Below are 23,224 nucleotides of genomic sequence, written 5' to 3'. Positions count from 1 at the left end.
ATTTGACGCGTTCTCTTCACGTGAACGGGTGTCCACTTGCCTCGAAAGCGCTCTAAGATCACGCGATGCAGTGAGGACCGAAATGCCTGCGAGCCTCGTTCAGACTTTTCGAGCTTTTGCCTACAATAATGCCTGGGCCAATCATCGCCTGCTCACGGCATGCGCCGGTCTCAGCCAGGCGGAGTTCGCGGCGGCGCGGACCGGGTTCTTCCCGAGCCTGCAGGCGACGCTGAACCACATCCATGTCATCGATCTCTTCTATGTCGACGCGCTCGAGGGTGGCTGGCTCGGGCCGGCGGCATGGGCCAACGAGGTGCCCTACCCGTTGGTCGCGGAGGTGCAAGCGGCGCAGGCTGCGGTCGACCGGCGCTTGATCGCGCACTGCGAGGCGCTGACGGCCGGGCAGCTCGATGACGTCGTCAAGGTCAATCGCGACACATCGGTACAAACCGAGCGGCGCGACCGCCTGCTGATGCATCTGTTCCAGCATCAGATCCATCATCGCGGCCAGGCTCACGCGATGCTGTCCGAAACCACGGTCAAGCCGCCGCAGCTCGACGAATTCTTTGCCGCCGGCGAAGCCCCGCTCCGGGAGGCCGAGTTCAAGGAGCTCGGCTGGAGCGAGACGGCCGTGTGGGGTGGCTGAGGACGAGGTTCCGTTCGCGACAACGCCATGCGGAATGGTTCCCAATTCGGAACGAGGTCTTGAAACGGCCCGTCTGCACGCTCACCTGACGGTGTAACGTGGGGAACTCAGTACATGCCTTTTGCCAATCATCGGGGCCAGCGCATCCATTACACCGTCGAAGGATCCGGGCCGCTGATCGTGCTGCAGCACGGCCTGCTGCTCGACGCCGCGAGCTGGAAGCAATGCGGCGTGGTCGACGCGCTTGCCGATCGCTTCCGCGTGGCCTGTGTCGATTCGCTCGGACACGGCTTGAGCGACAAGCCCGCCGATCCCGGGTTCTACGATCAGGCACAGCGCGCCGGCGACATCGTTGCCGTGATCGACGATCTCGGCGACGAGCGTGCCCATGTGGTCGGACATTCGATGGGCGGCTGGGTCGCGGTCGGCGTCGCCCGGTTTTTCCCGGCGCGGCTGGCTTCGCTTGCGATCGGCGGCTGGGACTTTCTCACCGGACTGCCGCGCGGCAATGCCGGCCCGCTGACCTATGGCGCCTTCATCACCTTCGCCCGCCGCACCGTGCCGGAGCTTGCCGAATGGGTGACGCCCGATCTCGAAGGCGGCGTGCGTGCCTGCTTCGATGCGCTCGGCCAGGTCGACGGCGCCAAGGATGCCGTGCTGTCCTCGCGCGTGCCGGTGCTGCTGTGGAACGGACAGGACGACGGACCGCATGCGCCGATGCAACGTTTTGCCGCGGAGAACGGCCTTTACGAGATGTCGGTCCCCGGCGATCATCTCGGCGCGCTCTTGCAGCACGGCGCAGCGATCGGCCGCGGCATCGGCTCGTTCGTCGGGCGCGGCTAGACCGGCATCGCTGCAATCAGCTTGTCGAGCGTGATCGGATAGTCGCGCACGCGCACGCCGGTGGCGTTATGGACCGCATTGGCGACCGCGGCGGCGACGCCGCAGATGCCGAGCTCGGCGACGCCCTTGGCCTTCATCGGCGACGAGATCGGATCAGTCTCGTCGAGAAATATCATGTCCTGGTGCGGAATGTCGGCATGGACCGGCACCTCGTAGGCGGCAAGATCGTGATTGATGAACAGGCCATGACGCTTGTCGACCACCAGATCCTCCATCAGAGCGGCGCCGACACCCATGGTCATTGCACCGATCACCTGGCTGCGGGCCGCCTTCGGATTGAGGATGCGGCCCGCCGCGCACACCGCCAGCATCCGCCGCACGCGGATCTCCGCGGTGTCCGCATCCACGCCGACCTCGACGAAGTGAGCGCCAAAGGTCGATTGCTGGTAGGTCTTGGCGAGATCGCCATACTCGATAGCGTCCTCCGCCACGAGATCGCCTCCGGCTGCCGCCTGGGCCAGTGACACGCTGCGGTTGCCGGACCGAACCACGCCGTCGGCGAATACCGCCTCCGCGGAATTGAAGCCGAGCTTCTGCGCAATGGCCTCGCGCAGCTTGACGCAGGCCGCATAAACACCGGCGGTGGAGTTGTTGCCGCCCCATTGCCCGCCCGAGCCGCAGGACACCGGAAAGTCGGAATCGCCGAGCCGAACCGAGACCTCCTCGAGCGGCACACCCATCATCTCAGCGGCGGTCTGCGCGATGATGGTGTAGGACCCGGTGCCGATATCGGTCATGTCGGTTTCGACCGTCACCCTCCCCTGCCGGTCGAGACGAACGCGCGCGGCCGATTTGGTCACGAGATTGTTGCGGAAAGCCGCGGCAACGCCCATGCCGATCAGCCAGCGGCCGTCGCGGACTTGGCTCGGTTTCGGATTGCGCTTGCTCCAACCGAACCGCGCGGCGCCCTCGTTCAGACACTGCACGAGCTGACGCTGCGAGAACTTCCGCTGTGGATGCTCCGGATCGACCTGGGTGTCGTTGGCGATACGCAGCGCGACTGGATCAATGCCGAGCTTGTCGGCGAGCTCGTCGATCGCGATCTCGAGCGCCATCATGCCGGAGGCCTCGCCGGGCGCGCGCATCGCGTTGCCCTCGGGCAGATCGAGCGCCGCGAGCCGCGTTGCCGTCATCCGGTTGGCGCCGGCATAGAGCAGCCGCGTCTGGCTCACCGCCGTCTCCGGCTCGCCACCGCTGACATTGCCGGACCAGCTCTCGTGACCGATCGCGGTGATCCTGCCGTCACGCTCGGCGCCGATGCGGATACGCTGGATCGTAGCTGGACGATGCGTCGTGTTGTTGAACATCAGCGGGCGTTGCAGCGCCACCTTGACCGGGCGGCGTGCCGCGCGCGCGCCGAGCGCGGCGAGCAGCACGTCGGCGCGCAGGAACAGCTTGCCGCCAAAGCCGCCGCCGATATAGGGCGAAACCAGACGAACGTTGTCCCTGGGGATGCCTAACGTCTTGGCCATGTCCTCCGCGCCCCAGGCGATCATCTGGTTGGAGGTCCAGACCGTGAGCTTGTCGCCATCCCAGGCCGCGATCGACGCGTGCGGCTCCATCATCGCGTGGCTCTGATCGGGCGTGGCGTAGGTGGCATCGAGCTGCACCGGCGCCGCCGCGAAGGCGGCGGCAAAATCGCCGACCGCGGTGTCCGCGGGGCCGCCGAACGACGGATGCGGTGCGATGGCCTCGTCGCGTCCGGCGGCAAGATCGAACCGGCCGTCGCCCTTCGCGTAATCGATGCGGACCAGTTGCGCTGCGGCGCGAGCCTGCTCGAAGGTTCCGGCGACGACGATGGCAACGGCCTGATGGTAATGCGCGATCTCGGGCCCGCCGAGCAGCGGCGCCGCATTGCGTTCGCCCTTGCCGAGCTTGCCGGCGTTCTCGGCCGTGACGATCGCGAGCACGCCGGGCGCCCCCTTTGCCGCCTCAAGATCGATCGCCGCGATCCGGCCTTTGCCGATGGCGGATCCGATCACGTAGCCATAGGCCTGGTTGGGCACGACGTCGTGGCGTTCATAGGCGTAAGGCGCGGTGCCGGTGGTCTTCAGCGGTCCTTCGATCCGGCTGGTCGGATGGCCGATCACCTTGAGTTGGTCGATCGGATTGAACGTCGCGGGATGTTCAAAACGCATGATCTAAGCCCTTGATCTTAGCCCCTGGCCTCGCGCAGCACCGCTGCCAGCGTTCGCTCGGCGAGTGGCAGCTTGTACGCATTGTCCTTGGTCGGCTTTGCATCGGCGAGCAGCCGCGCCGTGACGGCCTTGGCGCCACGGGGCAATTCGGATTCCGCCGCCTCGACCCGCCACGGCTTGTGCGCGACGCCGCCGAGCGCGACGCGGCCGGTGCCGTCGCCCTGCACGATCGCAGCAACCGAGACCAGCGCGAACGCATAAGAGGCGCGATCGCGCACCTTGCGATAGGCTTGCGTGCCGCCGACAGGTTTCGGCAGCGCCACCGCAGTGATCAATTCACCGGGTTGCAGGGTGGTTTCGATCTCCGGACTGTCGCCGGGCAGGCGATGCAAATCGGCGATCGGGATGCTGCGCGTGGCGCCGTCCGGCCGTACGGTCTCGACCACGACGTCGAGCACGCGCATCGCCACCGCCATGTCGCTCGGATGGGTCGCGATGCAGGCCTCGCTGGCACCGATCACCGCATGCTGGCGGCTGAAGCCGCCGATCGCGGCACAGCCGCTGCCGGGCTTGCGCTTGTTGCAGGGCAGATTGGCGTCGTAGAAATATGGACAGCGCGTCCGCTGCAACAGGTTGCCCGCGGTCGTCGCCTTGTTGCGCAGCTGGCCCGACGCGCCCGCAAGCAGCGCGCGTGACAGGACTGCATAGTCGCGGCGCACGCGCCGATCCGCAGCGAGATCGGTGTTGCGCACCAGCGCGCCGATCCGCAAGCCGCCGTCCGCCGTTTCATCTATACGGTCGAGCGCGAGGCCGTTGACGTCGATCAGATGCGCCGGCGTCTCGATCTCGAGTTTCATCAGGTCGAGCAGGTTGGTACCACCCGCAATGAACTTGGCGTTCGCGGTACCGGCGGCGGCAGCGGCGGCTGCGCCCGGCGAGGTGGCACGCTCATAGCTGAACGATCTCATGCGCTCCTCCCGGCGACCTCGCTGATCGCCTCGGCGATGTTGGAATAGGCGCCGCAGCGGCAGATGTTGCCGCTCATGCGCTCGCGAAGCTCGGCATTGGTCAATCGCAGCGGCGCATTCAAATCGGCCGTGACATGGCTCGGGATGCCGGCCTTGACTTCGGCCAGCACGCCGACCGCAGAGCAGATCTGGCCGGGCGTGCAATAGCCGCATTGATAGCCGTCATGCTCGACGAACGCCGCCTGCAGCGGATGCAGCCCGTCCGGCGTGCCGAGACCCTCGATCGTCGTAATCTCGTCGCCGTGATGCATCACGGCGAGCGTCAGGCAGGAATTGATCCGCCGTCCATCGACGATCACCGTGCAGGCGCCGCATTGGCCGTGGTCGCAGCCCTTCTTGGTGCCAGTCAGGTGCAGGTGCTCACGCAACGCATCGAGCAGGGTGGTCCTGGTATCGAGCTCGAGCTGATGGGTTTCGCCGTTCACATCAAAGGATACTCGCGTCATCACGGGCGCTCCGATCGCAGCAGGTTGGGCGGCCGCAGCCGGCGGCGTTGCGACCGACGACGCCGCAAGCGAGGCGGCTCCCACAATCAACAGATGGCGCCGGGATAGTTCCAAACGTCCTGAGATTTGCATGCCGCTCTCCTTCTACGTGTCACGCCGAGCCGCACCTTGGCGGGCGGAACCGGCGACTCCGCGCGCACCTGCCGGTCCATCGAGGGAATGCCCCGGCCTGCGGATTGTTTCTCGCGGTCGCCTGAACTCCTCGCGAGCGCTGCCGATCGTGGCGCGGGTCGGACTTGCGCAGTGCCCGGCCAGGCATGGCAAAATCCGGTTAACTGCCCTGCGCTGTTCTCATGCGCGCGCAGGGGGAAAAGCGATCCAGAACGCGTCTGAACCCTTGGGGCCTGCACGGGATGATGTAGGATAGCGGTCACGACCTCCACCGGCGACGATGCCGGCCGACCCTGGGACGGCTTGATGACCGCGCATGTCATAGTCACCGACGAAGCCGCCACGCGCGTGATCCGGCTGCGCAGGCCCGAGAAGAAGAACGCGATCACCCAGGAGATGTTTCGCGCGATCAGCGACGCGATCGACAAGACGCAGAACAATCCGAAGATCCGCTGCCTGATCATCACCGGCGGCTCCGGCGTGTTCACCGCCGGCAACGACATCGAGGATTTGCTCGCAGAGGGCACCTCGACCGGAGAAACGCCGCCCGCCTCCGACCTCGTCAAATTCCTGTATTCATTGGCCCACAATGTGAAGCCGATCATCGCCGCCGTCGACGGCGTCGCGATGGGCATCGGCACCACGATGCTGTTTCACTGCGACTATGTGCTGGCCAGCAAGACCGCGCTGTTCTCGACGCCCTTCTCCAATTTCGGCCTGGTGCCGGAAGGCGCCTCCAGCCTGTTGATGCCGCGCATGATGGGCCACCAGCGCGCCTTCGCGATGCTGGTGATGGGCCGCACCATGTCGGCCGACGACGCCCGCGTCGCCGGTTTCGTCAACACCGTGGTGGCGCCGGGACATGCCGAGGTCGAGGCGCACAAGGTGGCGCGCGAGATCTGCGCGCTGCCGGCCGAGGCGGTGGCGACCTCGCGGCGGCTGATCCGGCTGCCGCCGGAGGACGTCACCCGCCGCATCGAGCAGGAGAACCATTTGTTCAGCGAACGGATGCGCTCCAAGGAAGCGATCGCCGCTTTCAAGGCGTTCATGGCGCGCCCCAAGGATTGAACGAAGCGTCGGGATTGAAACGAAGCGTCGCAAAATTGTAGTGGCGTCGCGCCATGATCGTGTGTTCCATGATTGTGTAAAGCCTTGGACAGGTCATGAGACAGCCCCGCCTCACGCCCCTCGCCGCGCTCTTCGCGCTTGGCCTCGCCGCAACTGGCCCTTGCCTGGCGCAGAGCGCCGCACCGGTCGACTTGCGCATTCTCGCGATCAACGACTTCCACGGCTATCTGCGGCCGCCGCCCGGCGGCATCCGCATCACCGATCCTGCGGATGCGACCAAGAAGATCATGGTGCCCGCCGGTGGTTCCGAGCGCGTGGCAACCGTCGTCAAGCAGCTGCGCGAAGGACACAGGAACAACATCTTCGTCGCGGCCGGCGACCTGATCGGCGCGAGCCCGTTTTTGTCGGCGATGTTTCACGACGAGCCGACCATCGAGTCGCTCTCGATGATGGGGCTTGCGATCTCCTCGGTCGGCAATCACGAATTCGACGAGGGCAAGGACGAGCTGCTGCGGATGCAGAATGGCGGCTGCCACCCGGTCGACAAGTGCCAGGGGCCGCGTCCCTTCACGGGCGCCAAATTCCGCTATCTCGCCGCCTCCACGATCGACAAGGCCACCGGCAAGCCGGTGTTTCCGCCCTATGAGATCAAGGAATTCGACGGCGTTCCGGTCGCCTTCATCGGTCTGACGCTGAAGAACACGCCGAACCTGGTGTCGCCGGCCGGCGTCGCCAGCCTCGAATTCCGCGACGAGGCCGACACCGTCAATGCGTTGGTTCCCGAGTTGAAGGCGAAGGGCGTCGAGGCGATCGTGGTCTTGATCCATGAAGGCGGTTTTCCAACCGGCGACTATAATGAATGCCCCGGGATCTCCGGGCCGATCGTCGACATCGTCAAGAAGTTCGATCGCGCGGTCGATGTCGTGATCTCCGGCCACACCCACCAGGCCTATGTCTGCGAGATCGACGGACGGCTCGTCACGTCAGGCGACAAATACGGCACGCTGGTCACCGCGATCGATCTGCAGCTCGATCCGAAGACCCACGACATGATCAGCGCCAAGGCCAACAACACCATCGTGAAGATCGGCGGCACCGCCAAGGATCCCGAGCAGAGCGCGCTCCTGGAATCCTATGACCGGCTGGCCGCGCCGATCGCCAACCGCGCGGCGGGCTCGGTCACGGAAACGCTGTCGCGCACGCCCGGCGAGACCGGCGAAAGCGTGCTCGGCGATATCGTCGCCGACGCGCAGCTCGCTGCGACCGCTTCGGAGCCGAATGGCGGCGCGGCAATCGCCTTCACCAATCCCGGCGGCGTGCGCACCGACATCGTCAAGCGCGACGACGGTGCGGTCACCTATGCCGACATCTTCGCAAGCCAGCCGTTCCGCAACCAGCTGGTGACGATGACGCTGACCGGCAAGCAGCTCAAGGACGTGCTGGAGCAGCAATGGGCCGACCCGAAGCGGCCGCGCGCCCTGCAGGTCTCGAAGGGTTTTGCCTATGCGTGGGATGCGAGCAAGGGTGACGGCGCGCGCATCATCGCGGCGCGGATGTCGCTCGACGGCAAGCCGATCGACCCGGCCGCGAGCTATCGCGTCACCGTGAACAATTATCTCGCCGAAGGCGGCGACGGCTTCACGGTGTTCAAGGAAGGGACAGCGCAGCAGTTCGGCATCTACGACGTCGATGCGCTCTATGCCTACTTCAAGGCCAACAGCCCGGTCGGCCCGGCGGCCGGCAAGCGGATCGAGCGGATCAATTGAGTGAAGTGCGGGCGTTGGAACACCCGCCTATCTCCGTCATTGCGAGCGAAGCGAAGCAATCCATTTGTCCGCGTACGCGGTTACATGGATTGCTTCGTCGCTTCGCTCCTCGCAATGACGGCCAAAGGGTCGCGCTTTTTTGCCTTCCATGCTGTCCCGAAAAGGTGAGGACCGGGTCAGAGCGGGCCCTTTCCGCTGGGCCGGTAACCGCCTACATTAGAGCGGCCTCGTACGCGCCTCCATTGCGCCGGGAATTTGCATGACACTGCTTCTGACGCACTCCGCCTGCCTCGATCACCTGACCCCACCCGGACATCCCGAACGCCCCGACCGGCTGCGCGCGGTGGCCGAGGTGCTCGGCGAAGACCGCTTCAAGGCGCTGGTGCGCGACCTCGCGCCGGAGGGCGACCTCGACACCGTGCTGCTCTGCCATGGCGAGCACTATGTCGGCGAGCTGCGCCACATCGCGCCGACCTCGGGCATGATCTATATCGACGGCGACACCTCGATGTCGCCGGGCACGTGGGAAGCCGTGATGCGCGGCGTCGGCGGCGCGGTGGCGGCGACCGATGCGGTGATGGAGGGCAAGCACCACAACGCCTTCGTCGCGGTGCGCCCGCCCGGGCATCACGCCGAGAAATCGACGCCGATGGGCTTCTGCTTCTTCGACAATGTCGCGATCGCCGCGCGCCACGCACAACGCAAATACGGCATCAAGCGCGCCGCGATCATCGATTTCGACGTCCATCACGGCAACGGCACGCAGGACATCTTCTGGGCCGATCCGACCGTGATGTACTGCTCGACGCATCAGATGCCGCTGTTCCCCGGCACCGGGGCTGCCGGCGAACGCGGCGAACACGACACCGTCGTCAACGCGCCGCTTGCGCCCGGCGACGGCGGCGCCAAATTCCGCTCCGCCTTCGAGAACCTGATCCTGCCGCAGCTCGAGAAGTTTTCTCCCGAACTCGTCGTCATCTCGGCCGGCTTCGACGCCCATCACCGCGATCCCCTGGCCTCGATCAACCTGACGGGCGAGGATTTCGGCTGGGTCACGCGCAAGCTGATGGACCTCGCCGACAAGAGCGCCGGCGGCCGCGTCGTCTCCGTGCTGGAGGGCGGCTACGACCTCGAGGGCCTGAAAGAGTCGGTGGCATCTCACGTCACCGCATTGATGGGCCGGTAAATCCCCGCCACAATACCCCCGCAAAAATTCGATTGATTCTGCGCCGGGGCAAGCATGGCCTGCGACAGGTCATGTTTGGACGACAAGATCAGGTTGCGATCTGATCCACGCAATCGGGAACGCAAAGAATGGCCGAAAATACTCAAGCCGACGTCAAGAAGCTCTCCTTTGAACGCGCGATCGAGGAACTCGAATCGATCGTCAAGCGGCTCGAGGACGGCAAGGTCCCGCTTGAGGAATCGGTCGCGATCTACGAGCGCGGCGAGGCATTGAAGCGGCGCTGCGAGGAATTGCTGCGCCAGGCCGAAGCCCGCGTCGACAAGATCACTACCGACGCCTCGGGCCAGGCGAACGGGACCGAGCCGCTGGACGTGCAGTAGCGCCGCCGACCGCCGCGCCCCATGCGACAGGATGTCCGCCACAGCGGGCAATTGTTGCTGGGTATTTCCATTGATTGATCGCGCCGCGGGGGGACCGCGGCGACCGGCGCGGCCACGAATCGGGCCGTTCCGGACCGGCCGGTTGCCGCTAAAATGGCCAAATTGGAACCCGCTCCGGGCCCCAGCCATTGAAAAATATAGGTTTTTCAAGACGGCGCATAGGAACCCTGCGCCGCCTATCGGGTTGGCTTTGGTTACGGCTTTGGTGTAATGCTTCCAGTTCTATGGGCATTTGAGGGTGGCCGGCGGCCCGATTTTCGGGCGGCATGCATCTCAAATGGTTCGACAAAACTGAACCGGGACGGGTGAAGAGCGACCAAGGTGATGCGTATCACGTGGTCCAATCCGGAGTGAATCTAGGCTTACAACCAGGCACGGTCTGCCGGGGCGGCACCCAGTGTCTGGCTTTCGCTGCGCGATGTGCGCGCCAACCCATCTCGCGTCGGGCGGTTCGTTCCGACAGGCAAAAATTGGAAATTCGCTGTGACCACATTTAGTAAAACGCCGCTTCTTGACACTATTCACACGCCCGATGACCTGCGCAAGCTGAAGGTCGAGCAGGTGCGGCAAGTTGCCGACGAGCTCCGCCAGGAAACCATCGACGCCGTGTCGGTGACCGGCGGCCATTTCGGCGCCGGCCTCGGCGTGGTCGAACTGACCACCGCCATCCACTACATCTTCGACACCCCGCGCGACCGCCTGATCTGGGACGTCGGCCACCAGGCCTATCCGCACAAGATCCTGACCGGTCGCCGCGACCGCATCCGCACCCTGCGCACCGGCGGCGGCCTCTCCGGCTTCACCAAGCGCACCGAGAGCGACTACGATCCGTTCGGCGCCGCGCACTCCTCGACCTCGATTTCGGCCGGCCTCGGCATGGCCGTGGCGCGCGACCTCTCCGGCGGCAAGAACAACGTTATCGCCGTGATCGGTGACGGCGCGATGTCGGCGGGCATGGCCTATGAGGCGATGAACAACGCCGGCGCGATGAACTCGCGCCTGATCGTGATCCTCAACGACAACGACATGTCGATCGCGCCGCCGGTCGGCGCGATGAGCGCCTATCTGTCGCGGCTCTACTCCGGCAAGACCTACCGCTCGCTGCGCGAGGCGGCCAAGCAGATCAACAAGCGCCTGCCGAAGATCCTCGCCAACCGCGCCAACCGCGTCGAGGAATATTCCCGCGGCTTCATGATGGACGGCGGCACGCTGTTCGAGGAACTCGGCTTCTACTATGTCGGCCCGATCGACGGTCACAATCTCGACCATCTGCTGCCGGTGCTGAAGAACGTCCGCGACATGGAGACCGGCCCGATCCTGGTTCACGTCGTGACCCAGAAGGGCAAGGGCTACGGCCCGGCCGAGGCCTCCGCCGACAAGTACCACGCCGTCGTCAAGTTCGACGTCGCGACCGGCACCCAGGCCAAGGCCAAGCCGAATGCGCCGGCCTACCAGAACGTGTTCGGCCAGAGCCTCGTCAAGGAAGCACAGAAGGACGACAAGATCGTCGCCATCACCGCGGCGATGCCGTCGGGTACCGGCGTCGACATCTTCAACAAGGCGTTCCCGGACCGCACCTTCGACGTCGGCATTGCCGAGCAGCATGCGGTGACCTTCGCCGCGGGCCTTGCCACCGAAGGCTACAAGCCGTTCTGCGCGATCTACTCGACCTTCCTGCAGCGCGGCTATGACCAGGTGGTCCACGACGTCGCGATCCAGAGCCTGCCGGTTCGTTTCGCGATCGACCGCGCCGGCCTGGTCGGCGCCGACGGTGCGACCCATGCCGGTTCGTTCGACAACGCCTATCTCGGCTGTCTGCCGAACTTCGTGATCATGGCGGCCTCCGATGAGGCCGAGATGGTGCACATGGTCGCGACTCAGGTCGCGATCAACGATCGCCCGAGCGCGCTGCGCTATCCGCGCGGCGAGGGCCGCGGCGTCGAGATGCCGGAAGTCGGCGTTCCCCTGCCGATCGGCAAGGGCCGCATCATCCGCGAAGGCAAGAAGGTCGCGCTGCTGTCGTTCGGCACCCGTCTCGCCGAGTGCGAGAAGGCGGCCGACGAGCTCGCCGCCCACGGCCTCTCCGCCACCATCGCCGACGCGCGCTTCATGAAGCCGCTCGACGAAGAGATGATCATGAAGCTCGCCCGCGACCACGAGATCCTGATCACGATCGAGGAAGGCTCGATCGGCGGCTTCGGCTCGCATGTCATGCAGTTCCTGTCCGACAATGCGATGCTCGACAGCGGCATGCTCAAGTTCCGCTCGATGATCCTGCCCGACGTGTTCCTCGATCACGACTCGCCGGCGGCGATGTATGCCCGCGCCGGTCTCGACGCCAAGAGCATCGTTGCCAAGGTGTTCGAAACCCTCGGCAAGGACTACAAGACCGAAACCGTCAAGCTCGCGTAATCGCCTTCCACCTCTCCTCACCGGGGAGAGGTGGATCGCGCGAGCGATCCGGGTGAGGGGGTGAGGTCCCATGAAAGTGCATTACCCCTCACCCGCGCCTGCAGCGCGACCTCTCCCGATGGGAGAGGTTTCGAGTCGATCTTGTTCCGGGCAAGTCCATGAGAATCTATCTGGCAGGTCCTGACGTGTTCCTGCCGGATGCCGTGGAGATCGGCCGCCGCAAGGCGGAGGTTTGCGCCTATCACGGGCTGACCGGGCTGTATCCGCTCGACAACAGCATCAATCCCACCGTCGCCGGCGCCTCGCTCACCATCTTCAAGAGCAACGAGGCGATGATGGAATCTGCCGACGCCATCATCGCCAATTTGACGCCCTTTCGCGGCCCCAGTGCCGACGCAGGCACGGTCTACGAACTCGGCTACATGGCAGGACGCAGCAAACTGTGCCTCGCCTATTCGAACGATCCCACGTCCTACGCCAATCGCGTGGCGCGGCTGAGCCAGGTCGTGCCGGCATCCGACGGACGCCTGATCGACGCGGAGGGGCTGACGGTGGAAGAGTTTGGATTGCCGGACAATCTGATGATGATGCACGCGCTCGATCTGCACGGCAGCCCGCTGGTGACACCGCGGGAGCCGGCGACCGACCTCTGGCACGACCTCACCTCCTTCGAGGCCTGCGTGCGGCTCGCCGCCGCGCAGCGCCGGCAGAGCGCCAAATGAGTAAGTGAGTGAGCAAGTAAGTGAGCAAGCAAGTGACCAAGGCGGGCGACAACGACAATAGCGCATCCGCCGGCAAGCGCATCGACGTGCTGCTGGTCGAGCGCGGCCTGTTCGAGAGCCGGGCGCGGGCGCGCGCCGCAATCGACGCCGGTCTCGTCACCGCCAACGGCACACAGATTGCGAAGGCATCCGAGATCGTCGCCCCCGGCGCCACGCTCACGGCCGAGCCGGCGCATCCCTATGTCTCGCGCGGCGGCGTCAAGCTCGCCGGCGCACTCGAGCATTATCCGATCGACGTCGAGGGCCATGTCTGCCTCGATGTCGGCGCCTCGACCGGCGGCTTCACCGAAGTGCTGCTCGCCAATGGCGCGAGCCTCGTGTTCGCCATCGATGTCGGCCACGGCCAGTTGCATCCCTCGCTGCAAGGCCATCCGAAGATCGTCTCCATGGAGGAGACCGACATCAGGAACTACGAGGGCAAGCGGCTGCCGGCACGGCCCGATATCGTCGTGATCGATGTCAGCTTCATCTCGCTCAAGCTGGTGCTGCCGGTGGCGCTGTCGCTGGCGGCAGCCCCGATGCACCTGCTCGCGCTGATCAAGCCGCAGTTCGAGGCGGCCCGAAAACACTCCAAGCGCGGCGTGATCCGCAATGCGATGGTGCACCAGGAGATCTGCGACGATATGACAGCCTTTGCCGCCTCGCTCGGCTGCACCGATATCGAGGTGTTTCCGTCATCGATACCGGGCGGCGACGGCAATATCGAATTCTTCCTCGGCGCGCGCCGTGGCTGAACTGCTCACCATCGACCATGTCGGCCACCGCGGCGACGGCGTCGCGATCGACCGATCGCAGTCGATCTTCGTGCCCTATACGCTAGCCGGTGAAACGGTCGAGGTCGAGGACGTCCCCGGCAATCATCGCGACCGGCGGCGGCTGCTGCGCGTCATGCACGAAAGCCCCGAGCGCATCGCGCCGTTCTGTCCGCATTTCGGCGTGTGCGGCGGCTGCGCGATCCAACACTGGAACGAGGCGCCCTACCACACCTGGAAACGCAACATCGTGGTGGAGACGCTGGCGCAGGCGAAGATCGCGACTGAGGTCGCGCCGCTGCGCGACGCCCATGGCGCCGGCCGACGCCGCATCACGCTGCACGGACGCATGGGTACCCATGAAGTCCTCAAGGTCGGCTTCGCCGCCGCTGGTTCGCACGACATCATCCCGGTCGACCGCTGTCCGATCCTCGACCCCGTGCTCGACGGCGCGCTCGAGGCGGCCTGGGCCATGGCCGAGCCGCTGATTGCGATCGGCAAGCCGCTCGACATCCAGGTGACGGCGACCGCGAACGGCCTCGACATCGATGTGCGCGGCTCCGGCGCGCTGCCGACCGACCTGATCACCACTTTGTCGCGGGTTGCGGAGAAACACCGGCTGGCGCGGCTGACGCGGCACGGCGAGCTGGTGCTGCAGCGCGGCTCTCCTGAGGTTGCGATCGGCAAGACGAAGGTGGTGCTGCCGCCGGGTTCGTTCCTGCAGGCGACGGTCAAGGGCGAGGAGACGCTCGCGGCGCTGGTTCGCGAGCATTGCGGCCGCGCCAAGCACATCGCCGATCTGTTCTGCGGCGTCGGCCCGTTCGCGCTGCGCCTCGCCGAGAAGGCGCGGATCGCAGCCTTCGACAGCGATGCGGGTGCCATCGCGGCACTGCAGAAGGCGGCGCAGACGACGCCGGGGCTGAAGCCGCTGAAGGCCGAGGCGCGCGATCTGTTCCGCCGCCCACTGATGCCGCAGGAGTTGCGCGACTATGACGCCGTCGTGTTCGATCCGCCGCGGCAAGGCGCGCAGGCGCAGGTCACCCAGCTCGCGGCGAGCAAGGTGCCGGTGATCGTCGCGGTGTCCTGCAACGCCGCGACATTTGCGCGCGACGCCAGGATCCTGATCGACGGCGGCTACAGGATCGCCGGTGTCACACCGGTCGATCAGTTCCGCCATACGCCGCATGTCGAGCTGGTGGCGCGCTTCGCACGCTGAGGTATTGTTGCGCCTATCGCAGCGTGCGGTGGTCTCGCTATAATCCGCCTCGCATGTCCCAAGATCCGCTGCTCGCGCGCATCATTCCCGTCCTCGCCGCCGTGCCGGGCGTCGCCGCCATCGTGCTCGGCGGCTCGCGGGCGCGTGGCACGGCGCATGACGCCTCTGATTACGATCTCGGCCTCTACTACCGGGATGGCTCAGCTCTCGATATCGATCGGTTGCGCGTGGCAGTCGCGGGCCTGGTCGACGATCCCGCTGCTGCGCATGTGACAACAGTCGACGAATGGGGACCGTGGATCGTGGGCGGCGCCTGGCTTGTGATCGACGGCCGCAAGGTCGACCTGCTCTACCGCAGCATCGAGCAGGTCGCGGCTGTTATCGACGCCTGCCGCAACGGCGAGATCAGCATGCACTACCAGCCGGGCCATCCGCACGGCTTCTGCTCGGCGATCTGGATGGGTGAGATCGCGCTGTGCCGTGTGCTGCATGATCCCTGCCGCCTCGTCGCCGCGATGAAGGAAAGGACCACGCCTTATCCACCCGCCCTGCGCGACGCACTGGTCCGGCGCTTTCAATGGGAAATCCTGTTCAGCATCGAGAATGCCGAACTTGCCGTGCCGCGCGGCGACACTACGCAAATCGCCGGCTGCGCCTGTCGCGCGCTGGCCTGCATCGCGCAGGTGCTGTTTGCGCTGAACGGGCAGTATCTGATCAATGAGAAGGGCGCGCTGGCGCAGGCCGCGGATTTTCCCATGACGGTTCGTGACCACGCCGCGCGTGTCGCCGAAGTCTGGCGGCGGATCGGGGCCGCGGAGTACGCGGCTGTGTTGCAGACACTGCGCGTGCTGGAGAGCGACGTAGGAGAGATTTGTGGGGTGGGTTAGCGTAACCCACCGCACCTCCGCGGAACGAATGGTGGGTTACGCCTTCGGCTAACCCACCCTACAAGATCATCGCCCCCAGCGATCTTGCCAGATCTTCTCGCCGATCGTGCAGCTGACCCGCGGCTCCTTCTCGGCGGTCCGCACGATCGGGCGCTCGGGGGTGCGGCCGGCGACTTCGAGCAACAGCTTGGTGCGGATCGCTTCCTTGAACTTCTCGCGATCCTTGATCGACACCACGAAGGAGCCCGGACCACCGATCACGCAGTCCTCGTAGTACCAATCGAGATTCTCGATATCCATCGTGGAGTAGGACGGCTCCTTCACCATGATCGGCAGGCCGTTGATGACGATGCCCTTCTCCAGCGCCGCCTCGCGCGCGGGCGTGATCGGCGCGCCGTTGTTGTTGGGGCCGTCGCCGGAAATATCGATCACGCGGCGCAGGCCGCGATGCGGATTCTCGTCGAACATCGGGATCGCAAAATAGATCGCACCCGAGATCGAGGTGCGCGAGGCGCGGCGCACCGGCGTCTTCATGATCTCGGCGGAGACGGCATCGGCGGATTCGGGGCCGTCGATCACCCGCCAGGGGATGATCACCTTCTGGTCGTTGGAAGCGGCCCATTCGAAATAGGTGATCGAGATCTTGCCGTTCGGGCCGGCCTTCAGCGCCTGCAGAAATTCCTTGGAAACGATCGCCTGCGCGTAGCCCTCGCGCTGGATCGCGAGCTCGTCCATGTCCATCGAATAGGAGACGTCCGTTGCGAGGATCAGCTCGACATCCACGCTCGGCGAAGACTCCTTCTCGACCCGTCGGTCGGGCTCTCTACCCACGCCGGGCGCGGCAACAGCGGCCACATCGCCGCCGGCGAGCATGCCGGCGACAAGCACCGCTCCGATCGAGACATACCAGCGCATGGCGGACCTCCCGTCGTGTAGCTGTCATCGTGACACGCAAATCCGGCGACGCAAGCGCGAACAGCATCAGTCCTTCACATTCAGGTTAGAGGTCCGCAGTTCAGTCGCTTTTGCAAGCTGGACATTGTTTGCCGCGAATGCGGCAACACGCGCCGTGCCGTTGCCGCAATGACGCCGTGCAAATCGAACGGTTCCAAGACGCGCCGGAAGACGGTATTCTTACGGAGCAATCGCGAGGGAGTGCGATGCCCGATACTGTCGTCAAGCCGAAAACCAGGACGAAGACCAAGGTCGAGCGGCCGCGCCTGCACAAGGTGATCCTGGTCAACGACGACTACACGCCGCGCGAATTCGTCGTCACCGTGCTGAAGGGTGAATTCCGCATGACCGACGACCAGGCCTACAAGGTGATGCTGACCGCGCATCAGCGCGGCGTCTGCGTGGTCGCGGTCTTCACCCGGGACGTCGCCGAGACCAAGGCGACGCGCGCCACCGACGCCGGCCGCGCCAAGGGCTATCCCTTGCTGTTCACGACAGAGCCGGAAGAATAGCGGCCCTCAAAACTCCGTAGGTTGCGCGAGCTGCGTCCGCTGGCTGACTAGGATGTCAGCAATGACCGCCCCCATCACCAGCGCGCCGCCAATGAGGGCGCGGAGTGACGGCACTTCGGCAAACGCCAGCCACACCCAGAACGGCATCAGCGGCGTTTCGAGGGTTGCGATCAGCGATGCCTGACCGGACGGGAGGAATCTCGAGCCGACCGTAAACAAAGTGAGGCCGAGCCCGACCTGGCATGCGCCGAACATCGCGAGCACGCCGAGATCGGCACCGCCGGCCGCGCCGATGCCGAGCCCCAACGGCAGGCTAACGGCGCTGCCGAGGAAGTTGGAGAGCGCCGCAGCGGGTATCATCGGCGTGCCCCTGTGCCGCCGGATCACCACCGTCATCAGCGAGATCGCGAGCACCATCACGCAGGCAAGCCCGATGCCCCTGTAGTCCGTGATGCCCCCGGCGCCGCTGACGGTGATGGCGACGCCCGCGAGCGCGACGAGACTCGCCAGCAACGTGCCCGGGCGCGCCCGCTCGCGCAGCCAAAGCCAGGCGATCGCAGCGGCCGCAAACGGCTGCATCGCGATCAGGATTGCGACATTGGCGACGCTGGTCAGTTGCAGCGCCGGAATGAACGTCACCATGCCGAGGGTCGAGAGACCGGCCACCAGCCATCCGCTCAACGGCATCGCGACGAGATCGCGCACGCCGCGCCGGCCTTGCGTCGCGACCAGGAACAGCACAATCGCGCCGCCACCGAACAGCCCGCGCCAGAACAGGATGGTCCAGGAATCGAAATGCAGCAGCCGGGTAAAGAACGGCGCGGTGCTCCACGCCGCCGCGGCCGCCACGACCAGCGCAATCCCGGTGCGATGCTGCGCGTCCGCGTCAGTCACGTCGCACCGATGCTAGCTTGCCGCAGCAATCGGCGCTTCGTCGAACAGGCCGTAGACCCGTTCCGCCTTCGAGAACCCCGCGATCGGAAACTCGCCGAGATCGCTCCAGCCGCCGTCATGGAGGCCGGCGAAGCGCTCGGACGCGACGACGGTGCGGCCGAGCCGGCCGGCGATCTTCTCCAGCCGCGCCGCGAGATTGACCGCCGGGCCGATGCAGGTGAAGTCGAGCCGGTTGCCGCCGCCGATATTGCCGTAGAGCACCCGCCCGAGATGCAGCGCGACCCCGAAGCGGAAGCGCTCGACGGCGTCGCCATTGGCAAATTGTAGCGCCTCGACGCCGGCGCGGGATGCGCGCGCGGCATCCAGCACACGTGCGCAGACCTGCACCTCGTCGCCGAGATATTCGTCGACCGGGAACACCGCGAGCAGGCCGTCGCCCATGAATTTGAGCACCTCGCCGCCATGCTCGCGGATCGCGGTGACCTGGCAGTCGAAATAGAGGTTGAGGATCTCCACCACGGTCTCGGGCGGCAAACGGTCCGACAGCGCGGTGAAGCCGCGCAGGTCGGATAGCCAGATCGCGGCATCCATCGTGTCGGCATGGCCGCGCCGGATCTGGCCGCCCATGATGCGCTCGCCGGCACGGTTGCCGACATAGGTGTCGAGCAGCAGCGAGGCGGTACGGCGCAGCGTCACGATCTCGATGTAGCGCGACAGCGGCACGGTGATCGAGCGGATCGCATCGAGCTGCTCGTCGGTGAAGCCACCGGGCTGCCGGGTGGTCCAACTCGAGGCGTTCGGCCGGCCGTCGGTATTGATCAGCGGCACCGCGATATAGTCGGTGACGCCCTCGGCCTGCAGGTCCACGACGACGGGAAAGCGTTTGCTGGCAGGGTCGTCGAGCCGCGCGCGCACTTCAATTCCCTGCTTGAAGACGACCCGCAGCGGGCTGGCGGCAAATTCCGGGGTGTCCTCGATGTTATGATCGACGGTGCCGGTTTCGACCTCGGAGCCGGGCTTCCAGAAGAAATGCCGGCCGTAGATCTCAGGATGCAGCGTGCGCACGAACACGCCGACGCGCCACAATGGCAGGCCGGCCCGCACCAGCCGTTCGCAGCATTCCGCCATCATCTGCTGCGGGGTCGGCGCCGACCGCGCGCCGCCGATCATCCATGCGATGATATCCCGAAGCTCCGACGCGTTCATGGCAGTCCCCCAGGCGGTCTGGCGACCACCACTATATAGGGACCAAGGCATGATCCGGAAAAGTGTGAAGCGGTTTTCCGAAAAGATCATGCCCAAACAAGAAGCTAAGGCGCGATCATCGCGCCTTAGCGCCCGATCTGCCCGCGGTCGCGCAGAAAGTGATCGGCCAGCACGCAGGCCATCATGGCCTCGCCCACCGGCACGGCCCGGATCCCGACGCAGGGATCGTGGCGGCCCTTGGTCAGGATGTCGGTATCGGCGCCCTTGCGGTCCACGGTCCGGCGTGTGGTCAGGATCGACGAGGTGGGCTTCACCGCAAAGCGCACCACCACCGGCTGGCCGGTCGAGATGCCGCCCAACACGCCGCCGGCATGGTTGGACAAGAAGCGCGTTCCGTTGTTGCCGGTCCGCATCTCGTCGGCATTCTCTTCGCCGGTCAGTTCGGCAGCGCCGAAGCCCGCGCCGATCTCGACGCCCTTGACCGCGTTGATGCTCATCATCGCCGAAGCCAGATCGCTATCGAGCTTGGCGTAGATCGGCGCGCCGAGACCGGCCGGCACGCCTTCGGCAACGACCTCGATGACGGCGCCGATCGAGGAGCCGCTCTTCCTGATGCCGTCGAGATAGCTCTCGAAGAACGCCGCCTTGTCCCTGTCGGGACAGAAGAACGGATTCCTTGCGATCTCGTCCCAGTCCCACTTCTCGCGGTCGATCTTGTGCGGCCCCATCTGCACCAGCGCGCCGCGCACCTTGACCTCGGGCAGCACCTTGCGCGCGATCGCGCCGGCCGCGACGCGGGTCGCGGTCTCGCGTGCGGAGGAGCGTCCGCCGCCGCGATAGTCGCGCAGGCCGTATTTCGCTTCATAGGTGAAGTCGGCATGGCCGGGACGGAACTTGTCCTTGATCTCGGAATAATCCTTCGAGCGCTGGTCGGTGTTCTCGATCAGCAGCGCGATCGGCGTGCCGGTCGTGACCTGCACGCCGCTTTCCGGATGCGCCATCACGCCGGACAGGATCTTCACCGCATCCGGCTCCTGGCGCTGGGTGGTGAAGCGCGACTGGCCTGGCCGGCGACGATCGAGGTCGTGCTGGATCTCCTCAACCGTCAGAGGGATCATCGGCGGGCAGCCATCCACCACGCAGCCGATCGCAACCCCATGGCTCTCGCCGAAGGTCGTGACGCGGAACATATGGCCGAAAGTATTGAAGGACATGGCGTGTCGTAACGCGCGCAGGCAGCGGGGTCAAACTTCGAGTCCGTCATTCCGGGGCGATGCGAAGCATCGCGCCCGGAATCTCGAGATTCCCCGGGCCGCAATTGCGCCCCTGAGGTTCGGTCCTGCGGACCGCCCCGGAATGACAGTGCAAGTTAACTATATTTCCGCAGGCCCGCCGCGCCGAACACGTAGACCGCGCCCTGCTCGATCGTGAGGTCGGCGGCCGAGGCCGCCGTCTCGAAGCCGAGCGCGACCATCAGTGCCCGCGCCGTGCCGCCATGGGCGACGGCGACCGTGTCCGACGTCACCGAACCGTACCATTCGGTCATCCGCGCCTGTACATCGACATAGCTCTCGCCGCCCTCCGGCGCGACCTGCCACTTCTCAGCCAGGCGGCGCGCATAGACGACGGGGTCCGCGGCCTGCGCCTGCGCCAAGGTCGAGCCCTCCCAGGTCCCGTAGGCGATCTCGCGCAGCCGCGCGTCGAGCGCGTAATCGCCCACCGGCAGGCCAAGCTCGTTGCGCACCAGCTCCATGGTCGCGCGTGCCCGGATCAGCGGGCTTGCGACGAATGGCAGCGTCGTCTTGTCACGGCCGGCGCGCGCCAGGAGATCGGCAAGGATGCGGCCGGCATGCACCGCCTGGGCGCGGCCGCGCTCGTTGAGGGCGATGTCCTGCACGCCCTGAAGCCGGCCTTCGGCGTTCCACGAGGTCTCGCCGTGGCGGATGTAGTAGATCGTTGGCACCGGCATTCCCGTAACCGCTGGTCCCTGTTGAGCGAGCTGTCGGGCGCCTGACCTGAGGCTTGCACGCTTCGAATTTTTTCGGCTCGGAGGTACACCAGCACTTCGGCTGGCGACAAGCCCAAATCGGCCGCAGCTGAGGCGGTATGCATGCAGGTGGATGCAACCGGAATAGCCACGCCGTTAGGGTGTTATGTTTGACAAGGCGGCTGTCGCCGGGACCATCGAAGACTGGGATGCATGACCGCGTTTCGTCAAAGTGTCGAAGCCATGATTCCAGCGCTCCGCCGCTATGCGCGCGCGCTGGTGCGTGACACGGATATCGCCGACGACCTGGTGCAGGACACGCTGGTGCGCGCGCTGCGCTCGGAGCGGCTGTTTCTCGGCGGCGACATCAGGAGCTGGCTCTATACGATCCTGACCAATCTGAACAAGAACCGGCGCCGTTCGCTGGCGCGGCGACCGGCCTTCATGCCGCTGCTCGACAACAACGCCGACGCCAGCGGCACCGAGGCCGAGGGACGCGACATCGAGCGCGCGCTGTCGACGCTGGTCGAGGAGCAACGTTCGGTGCTGCTGCTCGTGATGCTGGAGGGCATGAGCTACCGCGAGGTCGCCGACATCCAGGGCGTGCCGATCGGCACGGTGATGTCCCGCCTCGCCCGTGCGCGCGCCCATGTGCGGGCCTCGATCGAAGGCCAGCGTCCGGCGCTGAGGCGGGTGAAATGATAATGTGCGCATTGGCAGACGTTATGATGAGCGATTTTCGAACAAGATTTGGCAGAGACGACTGATATGACCGACCCGAACATTCCCGTCACCGAAGACGAGCTGCACGCCTACGTCGACAATGAGCTGCCGGCCGAACGCCGCAGCGATGTCGAGGCGTGGCTCGCCACCCATCCCGACGACGCGGCACGGGTGCAATCATGGCGCGCGATGGCCGAGACGCTGCATGCGCGCTACGACGGCGTGCTGGACGAGGCGGTGCCGAAGCGGCTCGAGCTCGAGCGGTTAGTGCGTCAGCCGCGCCGCTGGGTCTATGGCGCGGTGGCGGCAACGCTTGCCGCCTTCATCGCCGGCGGCGGCGTCGGCTGGGTCGCGCGCGGCGCTACCGCTGCGCCGTCGACCTTCCAGAGCTTCACGCTCGATGCGCTGGATGCGCATCGGCTCTACGTGGTCGAGGTCCGCCATCCGGTCGAGGTGCCCGGCAGCGAGCGCGACCATCTGCAGCAATGGCTGACCAAGCGCTGCGGCTGGGATGTCCGCGCCCCCGACCTCAGCGGGCTCAAGCTGGTCGGCGGCCGCCTGTTGCCGGGGCCGAGCGGGCCGGCGTCGTTCCTGATGTATGAGAGCACGTCCGGTGAGCGCTTCACGGTCTACACCGCCAAGGCGAAGACCGAGGCGACCCAGATGCGCTACGCCGCGCAGGGCAGCGACGGCGCGCTGTTCTGGGCCGATCGCGGCGTCGCCTATGTCGTCAGCGGCGGCACCGACCGCAACCGTCTGACCCAGGTCGCGCAGGCGGTCTACGATCAGATGGAAAAGAGCGGCGGCTGATCTCCCGTAATTTTACGGGAGATCACGTCGGGAAAATGTGCCGTTTCGAGCAAGTGAATCCAGCCTCAGCCGGCGTCCCAATTCCGACATTGAAAATTTCGATTCGCGTCATTGCCGCGTCTCATTATCGCACCGGATGCTCACGCGAAGATGATCTGCGCCCGATCCGCCGATCGGCGCACGCGGCCTCGATTGGGGTTTTGTGTACCGCGCTGGTCCCCCTCTCGAGGCCGCACTCTTTTTCCGCCATCCGGTCTGCACGCCGCAGGCCAGAAGTTCGGACGGCCGGTCATCCTT

At 65.8% G+C, this 23,224-nt stretch carries 22 protein-coding genes; 14 read left to right on the top strand and 8 right to left on the bottom strand.

What is annotated here, in order from left to right; all coding sequences use genetic code 11:
- Positions 1–82: 82 nt before the first annotated feature.
- The gene (locus QDT69_RS22300; RefSeq protein WP_279708622.1) at positions 83–646 is read left to right on the top strand and encodes a DinB family protein; all 564 of its coding nucleotides are present in this window, start codon (positions 83–85) and stop codon (positions 644–646) included.
- 114 nt (positions 647–760) lie between these two features.
- The gene (locus QDT69_RS22295; protein ID WP_279708621.1) at positions 761–1,489 is read left to right on the top strand and encodes an alpha/beta hydrolase; all 729 of its coding nucleotides are present in this window, start codon (positions 761–763) and stop codon (positions 1,487–1,489) included.
- Here the strand turns inward: QDT69_RS22295 and paoC are convergent.
- From paoC to paoA, 3 genes are read right to left on the bottom strand one after another with little or no spacing between them, the layout of a single operon-like run.
- Entirely contained in the window at positions 1,486–3,687 is a 2,202-nt protein-coding gene (gene paoC / locus QDT69_RS22290) for an aldehyde oxidoreductase molybdenum-binding subunit PaoC (RefSeq protein WP_279708620.1), read from the bottom strand. The genes QDT69_RS22295 and paoC overlap by 4 nt on opposite strands.
- Positions 3,688–3,704: 17 nt before the next feature.
- Positions 3,705–4,655 (bottom strand): xanthine dehydrogenase family protein subunit M, encoded by a 951-nt coding sequence (locus QDT69_RS22285; protein ID WP_279708619.1) that lies wholly within the window; start codon positions 4,653–4,655, stop codon positions 3,705–3,707.
- Positions 4,652–5,293 carry an aldehyde dehydrogenase iron-sulfur subunit PaoA gene (gene paoA / locus QDT69_RS22280; RefSeq protein ID WP_279708618.1) on the bottom strand — a complete coding sequence of 214 codons (642 nt, stop codon included), beginning with the start codon at positions 5,291–5,293 and terminating at the stop codon, positions 4,652–4,654. Before paoA ends, QDT69_RS22285 begins: the two co-directional genes overlap by 4 nt.
- Before the next feature lie 345 nt (positions 5,294–5,638).
- Here paoA and QDT69_RS22275 point away from each other — a divergent pair, with 345 nt between their 5' ends.
- The 9 genes from QDT69_RS22275 (at position 5,639) to QDT69_RS22235 (ending at position 15,841) form a co-directional block, all read left to right on the top strand.
- Positions 5,639–6,400, top strand: coding sequence for a crotonase/enoyl-CoA hydratase family protein (locus tag QDT69_RS22275; protein WP_279708617.1), 762 nt, complete (start codon positions 5,639–5,641; stop codon positions 6,398–6,400).
- 95 nt (positions 6,401–6,495) lie between these two features.
- Positions 6,496–8,166: a bifunctional metallophosphatase/5'-nucleotidase gene (locus QDT69_RS22270; RefSeq protein ID WP_279708616.1), complete on the top strand. Its 1,671-nt coding sequence runs from the start codon at positions 6,496–6,498 to the stop codon at positions 8,164–8,166.
- A 259-nt stretch (positions 8,167–8,425) separates the two neighbouring features.
- Complete coding sequence (locus tag QDT69_RS22265) at positions 8,426–9,352, top strand: histone deacetylase family protein (protein WP_279708615.1); 927 nt, start codon at positions 8,426–8,428, stop codon at positions 9,350–9,352.
- A 128-nt stretch (positions 9,353–9,480) separates the two neighbouring features.
- Positions 9,481–9,732 carry an exodeoxyribonuclease VII small subunit gene (locus QDT69_RS22260; protein WP_279708614.1) on the top strand — a complete coding sequence of 84 codons (252 nt, stop codon included), beginning with the start codon at positions 9,481–9,483 and terminating at the stop codon, positions 9,730–9,732.
- 543 nt (positions 9,733–10,275) lie between these two features.
- Positions 10,276–12,204: a 1-deoxy-D-xylulose-5-phosphate synthase gene (gene dxs, locus QDT69_RS22255; RefSeq protein WP_279708613.1), complete on the top strand. Its 1,929-nt coding sequence runs from the start codon at positions 10,276–10,278 to the stop codon at positions 12,202–12,204.
- Between the two features lie 158 nt (positions 12,205–12,362).
- Complete coding sequence (locus QDT69_RS22250; RefSeq protein ID WP_279708612.1) at positions 12,363–12,926, top strand: nucleoside 2-deoxyribosyltransferase; 564 nt, start codon at positions 12,363–12,365, stop codon at positions 12,924–12,926.
- Between the two features lie 20 nt (positions 12,927–12,946).
- Complete coding sequence (locus tag QDT69_RS22245; protein WP_279708611.1) at positions 12,947–13,720, top strand: TlyA family RNA methyltransferase; 774 nt, start codon at positions 12,947–12,949, stop codon at positions 13,718–13,720.
- Positions 13,713–14,954, top strand: a complete 1,242-nt coding sequence (locus QDT69_RS22240; protein WP_279708610.1) for a methyltransferase — start codon at positions 13,713–13,715, stop codon at positions 14,952–14,954. Before QDT69_RS22245 ends, QDT69_RS22240 begins: the two co-directional genes overlap by 8 nt.
- A 53-nt stretch (positions 14,955–15,007) precedes the next feature.
- The gene (locus tag QDT69_RS22235; RefSeq protein ID WP_279708609.1) at positions 15,008–15,841 is read left to right on the top strand and encodes a nucleotidyltransferase domain-containing protein; all 834 of its coding nucleotides are present in this window, start codon (positions 15,008–15,010) and stop codon (positions 15,839–15,841) included.
- Positions 15,842–15,907: 66 nt separating this feature from the next.
- Here QDT69_RS22235 and QDT69_RS22230 read toward each other — a convergent pair whose 3' ends face one another.
- The gene (locus QDT69_RS22230; RefSeq protein WP_279708608.1) at positions 15,908–16,756 is read right to left on the bottom strand and encodes a DUF1194 domain-containing protein; all 849 of its coding nucleotides are present in this window, start codon (positions 16,754–16,756) and stop codon (positions 15,908–15,910) included.
- A gap of 245 nt (positions 16,757–17,001) precedes the next feature.
- Between QDT69_RS22230 and clpS the strand changes: the two genes are divergently transcribed.
- Complete coding sequence (gene clpS, locus QDT69_RS22225; RefSeq protein ID WP_021076758.1) at positions 17,002–17,307, top strand: ATP-dependent Clp protease adapter ClpS; 306 nt, start codon at positions 17,002–17,004, stop codon at positions 17,305–17,307.
- A 6-nt stretch (positions 17,308–17,313) separates the two neighbouring features.
- Here the strand turns inward: clpS and QDT69_RS22220 are convergent, their stop codons facing one another.
- The 4 genes from QDT69_RS22220 to QDT69_RS22205 all read right to left on the bottom strand — a co-directional run bounded on the left by QDT69_RS22220 (position 17,314) and on the right by QDT69_RS22205 (position 21,376).
- Positions 17,314–18,201, bottom strand: a complete 888-nt coding sequence (locus QDT69_RS22220) for a DMT family transporter (RefSeq protein WP_279708607.1) — start codon at positions 18,199–18,201, stop codon at positions 17,314–17,316.
- Positions 18,202–18,213: 12 nt separating this feature from the next.
- A complete protein-coding gene (locus QDT69_RS22215) occupies positions 18,214–19,407 on the bottom strand; it encodes an adenylate/guanylate cyclase domain-containing protein (protein ID WP_279708606.1) in 1,194 nt (397 codons plus the stop codon).
- Positions 19,408–19,532: 125 nt separating this feature from the next.
- Entirely contained in the window at positions 19,533–20,621 is a 1,089-nt protein-coding gene (gene aroC, locus QDT69_RS22210) for a chorismate synthase (protein ID WP_279708605.1), read from the bottom strand.
- 155 nt (positions 20,622–20,776) lie between these two features.
- Complete coding sequence (locus QDT69_RS22205; protein ID WP_279708604.1) at positions 20,777–21,376, bottom strand: histidine phosphatase family protein; 600 nt, start codon at positions 21,374–21,376, stop codon at positions 20,777–20,779.
- Positions 21,377–21,607: 231 nt separating this feature from the next.
- Between QDT69_RS22205 and QDT69_RS22200 the strand changes: the two genes are divergently transcribed.
- Together QDT69_RS22200 and QDT69_RS22195 are read left to right on the top strand one after the other, a co-directional pair.
- On the top strand, positions 21,608–22,096 hold the full coding sequence (locus tag QDT69_RS22200; RefSeq protein ID WP_279708603.1) for a sigma-70 family RNA polymerase sigma factor: 489 nt from the start codon (positions 21,608–21,610) through the stop codon (positions 22,094–22,096).
- Positions 22,097–22,162: 66 nt separating this feature from the next.
- On the top strand, positions 22,163–22,927 hold the full coding sequence (locus QDT69_RS22195) for an anti-sigma factor (protein WP_279708602.1): 765 nt from the start codon (positions 22,163–22,165) through the stop codon (positions 22,925–22,927).
- Positions 22,928–23,224: the final 297 nt, after the last annotated feature.

Source organism: Bradyrhizobium sp. CER78, assembly GCF_029846235.1.
Classification (GTDB): Bacteria; Pseudomonadota; Alphaproteobacteria; order Rhizobiales; family Xanthobacteraceae; genus Bradyrhizobium.
The sequence above is the reverse complement of the archived record's forward strand: the minus strand, read 5'-3'. Positions and strand labels throughout refer to the sequence as shown.